9 protein-coding genes and 2 tRNA genes are annotated in these 8,664 nt (G+C 68.4%); 5 read left to right on the top strand and 6 right to left on the bottom strand.

Going from position 1 to position 8,664, the window contains the following annotated elements:
- Positions 1–237: 237 nt before the first annotated feature.
- From HNQ73_RS17585 to HNQ73_RS17600, 4 genes are all read right to left on the bottom strand, one after another.
- Positions 238–314, bottom strand: a tRNA-Arg gene (locus tag HNQ73_RS17585).
- 165 nt (positions 315–479) lie between these two features.
- Positions 480–1,829, bottom strand: coding sequence for an amidase family protein (locus HNQ73_RS17590; protein ID WP_183336716.1), 1,350 nt, complete (start codon positions 1,827–1,829; stop codon positions 480–482).
- A gap of 42 nt (positions 1,830–1,871) precedes the next feature.
- Positions 1,872–2,531, bottom strand: a complete 660-nt coding sequence (deoC, locus tag HNQ73_RS17595) for a deoxyribose-phosphate aldolase (RefSeq protein ID WP_183336718.1) — start codon at positions 2,529–2,531, stop codon at positions 1,872–1,874.
- A 53-nt stretch (positions 2,532–2,584) separates the two neighbouring features.
- Positions 2,585–4,171 carry a gamma-glutamyltransferase family protein gene (locus HNQ73_RS17600; RefSeq protein WP_183336720.1) on the bottom strand — a complete coding sequence of 529 codons (1,587 nt, stop codon included), beginning with the start codon at positions 4,169–4,171 and terminating at the stop codon, positions 2,585–2,587.
- Positions 4,172–4,328: 157 nt separating this feature from the next.
- On the opposite strand from HNQ73_RS17600, the gene HNQ73_RS17605 reads away from it, so the two are divergent.
- Complete coding sequence (locus HNQ73_RS17605) at positions 4,329–4,889, top strand: methylated-DNA--[protein]-cysteine S-methyltransferase (RefSeq protein ID WP_183336722.1); 561 nt, start codon at positions 4,329–4,331, stop codon at positions 4,887–4,889.
- Between the two features lie 68 nt (positions 4,890–4,957).
- Positions 4,958–5,794, top strand: coding sequence for a universal stress protein (locus HNQ73_RS17610; protein WP_183336724.1), 837 nt, complete (start codon positions 4,958–4,960; stop codon positions 5,792–5,794).
- A 65-nt stretch (positions 5,795–5,859) separates the two neighbouring features.
- Here HNQ73_RS17610 and HNQ73_RS17615 read toward each other — a convergent pair whose 3' ends face one another.
- On the bottom strand, positions 5,860–6,297 hold the full coding sequence (locus HNQ73_RS17615) for a universal stress protein (RefSeq protein ID WP_183336726.1): 438 nt from the start codon (positions 6,295–6,297) through the stop codon (positions 5,860–5,862).
- A 238-nt stretch (positions 6,298–6,535) separates the two neighbouring features.
- On the opposite strand from HNQ73_RS17615, the gene HNQ73_RS17620 reads away from it, so the two are divergent.
- The 3 genes from HNQ73_RS17620 to HNQ73_RS17630 all read left to right on the top strand — a co-directional run bounded on the left by HNQ73_RS17620 (position 6,536) and on the right by HNQ73_RS17630 (position 8,410).
- The gene (locus HNQ73_RS17620) at positions 6,536–7,069 is read left to right on the top strand and encodes an Hsp20/alpha crystallin family protein (RefSeq protein WP_183336728.1); all 534 of its coding nucleotides are present in this window, start codon (positions 6,536–6,538) and stop codon (positions 7,067–7,069) included.
- A 247-nt stretch (positions 7,070–7,316) separates the two neighbouring features.
- Positions 7,317–8,003, top strand: a complete 687-nt coding sequence (locus HNQ73_RS17625) for a hypothetical protein (protein WP_183336730.1) — start codon at positions 7,317–7,319, stop codon at positions 8,001–8,003.
- Entirely contained in the window at positions 8,000–8,410 is a 411-nt protein-coding gene (locus HNQ73_RS17630; protein WP_244650301.1) for a PIN-like domain-containing protein, read from the top strand. Before HNQ73_RS17625 ends, HNQ73_RS17630 begins: the two co-directional genes overlap by 4 nt.
- A gap of 160 nt (positions 8,411–8,570) precedes the next feature.
- Here the strand turns inward: HNQ73_RS17630 and HNQ73_RS17635 are convergent.
- A tRNA-Met gene (locus HNQ73_RS17635) sits at positions 8,571–8,647 on the bottom strand.
- Positions 8,648–8,664: the final 17 nt, after the last annotated feature.

Consider the following 8,664-nt stretch of genomic DNA (forward strand, 5'->3'; position numbering starts at 1 on the left):
TGAGCGATGATCCGCTCATCAGCCTGCCCGCTGCGGCAAGCTGATCCGGCACAGTTCGGAAGGCACGGCGATCGCATAAGCTACACCACCTCTCGCGACATCATCCCTCGCCAAGTCTTCCGCGCCAAGTCTTGCTGAACGGCCGTCTCGTCGCGCTGCTGCCAAGTCTGCCCACTTGATGACGCATCGTTGAGAACGAGCGCATCAAAGGGTTGAAGATGATTTCAAGGAGAGTGTTGGCGCACCCGACACGATTCGAACGTGTGACCTCTGCCTTCGGAGGGCAGCGCTCTATCCAGCTGAGCTACGGGTGCTGGGCCGAAGCGGGCGCAAACTAGCCCAGCTTCGGCCTTCCTGCAATCGGGGATTGACGCTCTTCCCCGACGATCTGGGGCACGCCGCCCGTCAACCTTCGGCGCCGGGCCGTGACCGGCCTCGTGCGACGAGGGGCCGACACCCGGCGCAATGGCCCTGCCGCGTCAGGCCGCGGGCCCGCCCAGCGTGCGCTCGATCCAAAGGCCCGCGCCCAGGACGGCGTCGTCCTCGCCGGAGGGGCGCGAGAACAGGGCCGAGGTCGACAGGCCCGAGGCATCCATGCCGGAGGGGATGGCGAGGCCGGGCATGTCGAGGAAGCTGGCGGCCATGGTCAGCGTGAGCGTGGCGAGGTTGACCTTCGCGAACAGCTCGGGATCGGCCTCGAGCGGCGCGAGCTCGGGCGCGACGTGCCTGACCGTCGGCAGTGCGAAGAGCGCGCCGCCCAGCTCGTCCGCGATAGCGCGCGTGAGCGTGGCCCTGAGGCTGCGCAGGCGCTCTGCCGCCTCGGCGGTGATCGCTGCCGCGCCATCGAGCCGCTTCAGGACACGGGCGTCGACGAGAGCGCGCCGCGGCCCCGTGATGGTCTCCAGATGCCAGGCGCGTGCCTCCACCGCACCGAGCCAGCCGATCTCGGCAATCGCGCGCCGGGCCTCGCGCCAGGCGGTTACCGGCACGCGGCGCACGCGGGCGCCCTTCGCCTCGAGGCGAGCGAGAACAGCCTCGAAATTGACGCGCACGGCCTCCTCGAGCCCTTCCTCCTCGAGAACGGCAGGATCGACGACGATGTCGGGCGCGGCAGACGCGGCCGCGACGGGCTGCTGCGCGCCGCGCATCACCGCGTCGATGGTCGCGCAATCGGCGACGGTGCGGGCGATCGGCCCGAGGCTGTCGATGCTCTTCGCAAGCGGGTAGACGCCAGCCATGTCATAGCGCGCGCTCGAGGCCTTGAAGCCGACAAGGCCGTTGAAGGCGGCCGGCACGCGGACAGACCCAGCCGTGTCCGTGCCGATGCCGACCGGCACGATGCCGCGCTGGACGGCGACCGCCGAGCCGGAGGACGACCCGCCGGGCACGCGGGGGGCAACACCCGGAAAGTCCGGCGTCGGCGTGCCGAAGTGCGGGTTCGGGCCGAGGCCGGAGAAGGCGAATTCGCTGAGGTTTGTCTTGCCGAGCGGGATGAGCCCCGCCCGGCGCGTCGCGGCAACGACCGGCGCATCTTCCTGCGCCAGGGGCGCGTCCTCGCGCGTGCGCGAGCCGGCGGTGGTCCGCGTCCCGGCAATGTCGAAGAGATCCTTCCACGCGATCGGGATGCCGTCGAGCGGGCCGCGCGCCTCGCCGCGGCGCCGGCGCTCGGCGGCGGCACGCGCCTCGGCCAGCGCCTCCTCGGCCATGAGGGTGATGAAGACGGCAGGCGCCTCCCGCGCCCTGTCGAGAGCCTCCTCGACGAGGCGTACCGGATCCGTCCGGCCGGAAGCGAGGTCGGCCGCGATGTCGCTCAAGGTCTGATGGGCCATGCCGTTCTTCTGTCCCTCAAAGAGTGCGGTGGAAACGGGGCGTCAGCCGGTCACAATGGCGACGCTGGCGCTCGCGCCGATGCGCGAGGCGCCGGCAGCGAGCATGCGCAGGGCATCCTCGCGCGTGCGGATGCCGCCCGAAGCCTTGACGCCGATGTCCGGCCCAACGACGCGCCGCATGAGCGCGACATCCTCGACGGTCGCACCGGCCTTGCCGAAGCCCGTCGAGGTCTTGACGAACTGCGCGCCGGCAGCGACGGCGAGGCGGCAGGCGGCCTCCTTCTCGGCGTCGGAGAGCAGGCAAGTCTCGATGATGACCTTGAGCAGCGCCGGGCCGCACGCCTCGCGCACGGCGGCGATGTCCGCCTCGACCTCGTCCCGCCGGCCCTCCTTCAGGGCGCCGACGTTGATGACCATGTCGACCTCGCGCGCGCCTGCGGCGACCACCCAACGGGCCTCGGCGGCCTTGACCGCGGAGGGCGTCGCCCCGAGCGGGAAGTCCACCACGGCGCAGGTCGCCACGTCACTGCCAGCGAGCGCCGCAGCCACGTCCGGCACATGCACGGGATTGACACAGACGGAGTAGAAGCCGTGCTCGCGCGCCTCGCGACAGACTTTCGCCACGTCGGCGCGCGTCGCATCCGCGCGGAGAATCGTATGGTCGATGGTGCGCGCCAGCTCCGCACGCGTCAGGGTCGTCATGGCCCGCCTCCGCCTCGCGTCCTTATAGGGTGCGCCGCGCGACGCCCGCAAGCTCAGAGGCCGAGGGCGCAGCCGTCCTTGCGCTGGTCGGACCCGGCGTGCAGCACGCCGCGGGCGTGGTCGATCCAGATGGCCTGGCCGCCACCGAGGGGCGTGCCCCGCAGCCGGACGTCATGCCCCCTGGCCGCGAGCGCCGCGATGACGCCTTCGCCCAGCGTCGGCTCCACCTCCAGAACGCCGTTGAAGGCGAAGCTGCGCGGCGCATCGAGCGCCGCCTGGACATCGAGGCCCCGGTCGAGCAGGCCGGAGAGGAAGGCAGCATGGCCGGCCGCCTGATAGTGCCCGCCCATCACACCGAAGGGCGCGACGGTGCGCCCGCCCCGGCGCAGCAGGCCCGGAATGATGGTGTGCATCGGGCGCTTGCGCGGGCCGATGGCGTTGGGATGGCCTTCGACAAGGTTGAAGGAGGCGCCACGGTTGTGCAGCACGATGCCGGTCTCCGGGTCGAGCCGCGTCGAGCCGAAGGCGTGGAAGATGGAATTGATGAACGAGATGGCGTTGCCATCCCGGTCCACGGCGCAGAGATAGACCGTGTCGCGGTGCTCCGGCTCGTGCCAGAGCACCGGCGCGCCGGCCCGTTCCATGTCGATGCGGCCGCGCAGGGCCTGGGCCACCTCGTCGGACAGCAGTTGCTCGACCGGATAGGGCAGATGCGCCGGATCGGCAATGAGCGCGTCGCGATGATGATAGGCGAGCTTGGTGGCCTCGGCGTGCAGGTGCACGCGCTCCACGAGCGGCAGCTTCTCCGACAGGTCGAAGCCGGCGAGTACGTTGAGCATCATGAGCGCGGCGAGGCCCTGGCCATTCGGCGGGCACTCGTACACCTCGTAGCCGCGATAGCTGGTGACGATGGGCGTCACATAGTCGGCGCCGTCCACCGCCGCGGCGAAGTCGTCGAGCGTGTGCAGGCCACCGAGACCGTTGAGGAAGCGCACCAGGCTCTCGGCCGTGCGGCCGAGATAGAAGGCTGACGCACCCTCGCGGGCGATTTCGCTGAGCCGCTGGCCGAGCAGAGGCTGGGCGTGACGCTCGCCCTCCGTCGGCGCCCTTCCCCCGGGCAGGTAGACCGCCTTGGCCCCGGCGTCGCGGGCAAGAAGCGGCGCCTCCGCCGCCCAGTCGAGCGCGACGCGCGCCGTGACCGGATAGCCTTCCTCGGCATAGGCGATGGCACGGGCGAAGAGCCGCTCGAGCGGCAGGCTGCCATGGTCGCGATGCAGCTTTGTCCAGGCGGCAACGGCGCCAGGCACAGTGACGGCGTGGGGGCTGGTGCGCTCGATGGTGGAGACACCGAGCTCCCGGAGGCGGGCGACGCTCGCCGCCGCGGGGGCGCGGCCGCTGCCGTTGAGGGCGAGAACCTCCCCGCTGGCCGGCGCATAGAGCACGAAGCAGTCGCCGCCGATGCCCGTCATGTGCGGCTCGACCACGCATTGCACGGCGACCGCCGCCAGGGCGGCGTCGACCGCGTTGCCGCCGGAGGCGAGAATCTCGAGCCCCGCCGCAGTGGCGAGCGGATGGGAGGTGGCGATGGCCGCCTGCCCTGCGAGCGTCGGTCCGCGTCCCGGCCTGAAGAAATCGCGCATGTCTGCCCCGCCTTGTTCCTGTCGCCCGTGCGTCGGGACCGCACCGGCTGCCCCGCACGGCGGTATCAGCGGCACGCGCGAGGTGCAAGCGCCACCCGAATTTACCTGGCCGGCCCCGCCGACTATCCTCGAGGCCCGAGGCACAGCGGGCGGGACGATGTACCATTATGCCATCTTCCGGACGGACGCCGGCTTCTGCGGCATCGCGTGGAGCGACCGCGGCATCGTGCGCTTCCAGCTGCCCACTGAGGAGGCCGCCGTCACCGAGCGCCTGCTGAAGAAGCAGCTGCCGGACGCGTGCTCCGGAGAGCCGCCGCCTGCTGTCGTCGAGGCGATGGCCGCGGCGCACGCCTATTTCGCCGGCCAGGCAACGGACTTTTCCGGCTGTGTGATCGACCTCTCCGGATGCGACACTTTCGCCAGGCGGGTCTATGCCTTCGCCCGGCGCGTCGGCTGGGGGCGCACGACGACCTATGGTGCCCTCGCGCGGGAGGCGGGCGCGGGCCCGGAGGCAGCCCGCGACGTCGGCAGGGCCATGGCGACGAACCCGGTGCCTCTGATCATCCCGTGCCACCGGGTTCTGGCGGCGGGCGGAAAGCCTGGCGGCTTCTCGGGGCCGGGGGGCGTCGCAACCAAGATGCGCATGCTGGCGCTGGAGGGTATCGAGCTTGCGCCGCAGCAATCCTTCGCCTTCGAGTATCCTCGCAGCAGCCTTTGACGAGCGTCAAGGCGCGGGCTCCGCGGCGATCCCACGATGCCGCTGCGACAGTCGATAGGAGCCTCACTATGATCCGCGATATTCTCGTGCACCTCGACGGCAGCTCGGCCGACGAGACGAGCATCCTCCATGCAGAAGCCATCGCCGGCCCCTTCGACGCCCGCGTGATCGGCCTTCTCACGAATATCGTTCCGACGCCCATGATGCCGGCTGTCGACGGGCTCGCCGCCGTCAGCATTCTTGAGGAGAACCAGAGGGAGGCCGAAGAGGCGGGCAACGCGCATGCGATGCGGCTGGAACAGCGGCTGTCCACGCTCGCCGTACCCGCCGAGCTGCGCCGGCTCGACCTTTTCGCAGACGCCACCTGGAGCGCCGTCGCGCGCCAGGCGCGGGCCTGCGATCTCTTCGTCGCGCAACGCCCCTATGGGGACGACGGCACCTCGCGCTGGCCGGAGGTGGTGGAGGCTGCCCTCTTCGGCTCCGGCCGCGGCGTCTATGTCGTGCCCCCCGAGGCGCGCGTGCGCGAGATCGAGATCGCGCTCGTTGCATGGAACGATACCCGCGAGGCAGCCCGTGCCGTGGCGGAGGCGATGCCCCTGTTGCGCCGGGCAAAGCAGGTCATCGTGGCCACGGTCGATACCGCAGGGCCGCCCGAGGCCGACGGGAAAGAGCCGGGTGCCGACATCGCCCGCCATCTCGACCGGCACGGCGCCAAGGTCGAGCTGCGGCACGTGCCGGAGTGGCGCGAGGTGTCGCGCGCTCTGCTGAACGAGATCGAGAAGAGCGGCGCCGATCTCGCGGTCCTCGGCGCCTACGGGCATTCGCGTCTGCGTGAGTGGGTGCTCGGCGGTGCGACGCGCGATTTCCTGACGTTTTGCCCCGTGCCGATGATCATGGCTCATTAGGCAAGGTCGAAAACGCGGAAAGGCCGCCCCGACGGATGCCGGGGCGGCCTTCCGTCATGCCCGGCTCACCGATACACGAGAACCGGGATCTTCGAGTGGGTGAGCACCTTCAGCGTGACGCTGCCCAGCACGACGGCCGCCACGCCCCCGCGCCCGTGCGATGCCATGGCGATGAGATCGCACGCGCGTTTCGTCGCCGTGTCGATGATGGCGCGGTAGGGCTCCTCGTCCATCACCTGCAGCGTCTCGAAGGGCACACCGGCGGTGCGCGCCACGTCGCTCGCAGCGGCCAGGAAGCGGTTGGCACGCCGGCGCGCGTGTTCCTCATATTCCGGCCGCGTGGCCGACAGCTGCTCCGCCTCTGTCGTCAGCAGGTGGAAAGGCTCCACCACGGTCAGCAAGGTCACCCGGGCCCCGATAGCGCGCGCGAAGGCCACCGCCTGCTCCACAGCCAGACCGGACAGGGGCGAGCCATCCGTCGGAATGAGAATGTGCTTGTACATGGTCGTTACCCCTCTGTTGGGACGCACGAAGCGTAGAGGGACGGCTCGGTCCTGCCTTGCGCCGGATCAAGCTGCCCATACGACCTTTGACGCAGGTCAAGGTGCCCATGGGCCGCGATGCTTTGATGGGGTTGTGGCGGCGCCATCGGCCCGAGCCGCTGTTGGCCCGAGCTTCCGGACCCGACGACCGAGCCTTTCGTTCATCACCGTTCGCCGCCCGAGTGAAAGGAGCTTGACCATGTCCGAAGCTGCTAAACTCCCCACCGAAACCGAAAAGCAGGCTGCGCCCGCTCCCAGGACGCTCTGGGCACCGCTCGAGAACCTGCGACGGGAGATCGACCGGCTCTTCGATGACCTGCATTTCGGTTCGTGGCGCATGCCCTTCACGCGCGACGATTTCAAGCCCGAACTGCCGTGGCTGCGCGAGAACGGCTTCGCCCTTACGCCCGCGGTCGACCTGGTTGAGAAGGAGACGGAGTACGAGATCAGCGCCGAACTGCCCGGCCTCGAGCAGAAGGATGTCGAGGTGCGCCTCTCGAACGGCACGCTCATCATCAAGGGCGAGAAGCGAGAGGAGAAGGACGAGCGCCAGAAGGACTACTACATGTCCGAGCGGCGCTACGGCACCTTCATGCGCTCCTTCCGCCTGCCCGACACGGTCGACACGGACAAGATCGAGGCCCGGTTTGCCAACGGCGTGCTGACGGTCCGCCTGCCGAAATCGGCCGAGGCGCGCCAGAACGAGAAGAAGATCGAAATCAAGGCCGCCTAGCCTCGCGGCCGCCTGCCGGCGCGGAGCACCCACCTGGGCTGTTCCGCGCGGCAGCGATGGGCAATCCGTCGCCCACGATGAACGCGCAAGCCAATTTTCGCTTTCCGGCAGCCCCTGCTGCGGTGGGGTGTGGCGTGCGGTTGGGCGGCCGCTTCGAGACTAGACTAGCTAGAAGCATTCCGTATAGGAGTTATCTTAACCCGCCGACGCGCTTCGGGCTGTGTCGGCTGCGAGGCAGGGTTGAAGGATGATTAGCGATCTGGTCGGCATCGGCATCTATACGCCGGCGGAAGCGGCCCGTTTGACGGGCGTTGGCGCGGGTCGCATTGCACGATGGCTCCGGGGACATCGGGTGAAGGGTAGCCGCTACGAACCACTCTGGCGGCCACAGATCGATATTGATGACGGGCGCGTCTACCTTGGGTTCCGTGACCTCATGGAGGTTCGGGTTGCGGCTGCTTTCATCAAACAGGGAGTAAGCCCGCAGAAGGTACGCCGTGCGATCCAGATCGCCCGCACCCTCTTCGGCAAAGACCATCCGCTGTCGACAATGAGCTTCCGAACGGATGGCCACTCGGTCTTCCTTCAGCTTTCGGAGGAAGAGGGCGACGACAAGCTGATTGATCTTTTCAGACAGCAATACGCCTTCCACGAGATCATCGAGCCGAGCCTAAAGCACATCGAGTTCGACGAAAGTGGCGTGCCGAGCCGGTGGTTTCCATGCGGCCGATCGGCTTGTATCGTCATCGATCCTACACGATCATTCGGCCATCCGATTGAGGCGGAAAGCGGTGTTCCCACGGCGGCGCTTGCCGCCGCCGCCCGAGCCGAAGGCGGCGTGGAAGCAGCGGCCAAGGCATGGCACGTTCCCGTAAGGTCTGTGCGGCGCGCCGTCGAATTCGAGGAAGCCCTTCAAGGGCGACTGGCTGCTTGAACGTCTTTTTCGACAATTGCTGTTCGCCCGCTCTTGCCTCCACCCTCAACGGGTACATCTCTCACTCGGGCCATCGCGCCTGCCATATTGCGGACCTTCCCTGCGGCCGCCACGCGGCGGACGAAGAATGGATTGCCATGCTTGCCGAAGATGATGGGCACTGGATCGTTATCACCGGGGACTATCGGATTTACCGGAATAAAGCCCAGCGCGCCGCCTTCCGCGCGAGCGGCTTAAGCGGCTTCGTGCTCGCGCCGGCCTACCAGAAGACGCCCATATATCAGCAAGCGTCGATATTGCTTTGGCGGTGGCCCGACATGGAAAAGCTCATGGGCTGGCGCGCGGGCTGTACGAATTGCGGATCAGCCGCTCCGGCAGGATCAAGCCACTTCCGCTGTAAGCTTTGACCATGGACTGCGCGCGGCCTTATCGCCGCGCCGCCGATGTAGCTATCCCCAAGGCTGGCTTCCTTGGTCACGGTGGCGCACAGGTGGCGCACGACGCCCGAATACGACGAAGCCCGGCATGGGGCGGGCTTTCTAATTTGCTGATTTTCTTAGAGAATTTTGGTTGCGGGGGCAGGATTTGAACCTGCGACCTTCAGGTTATGAGCCTGACGAGCTACCGGGCTGCTCCACCCCGCGTCGAGGTGTTTTTGCGC

It is taken from the genome of Chelatococcus composti, from assembly GCF_014201415.1.
Lineage (GTDB): Bacteria > Pseudomonadota > Alphaproteobacteria > Rhizobiales > Beijerinckiaceae > Chelatococcus_A > Chelatococcus_A composti.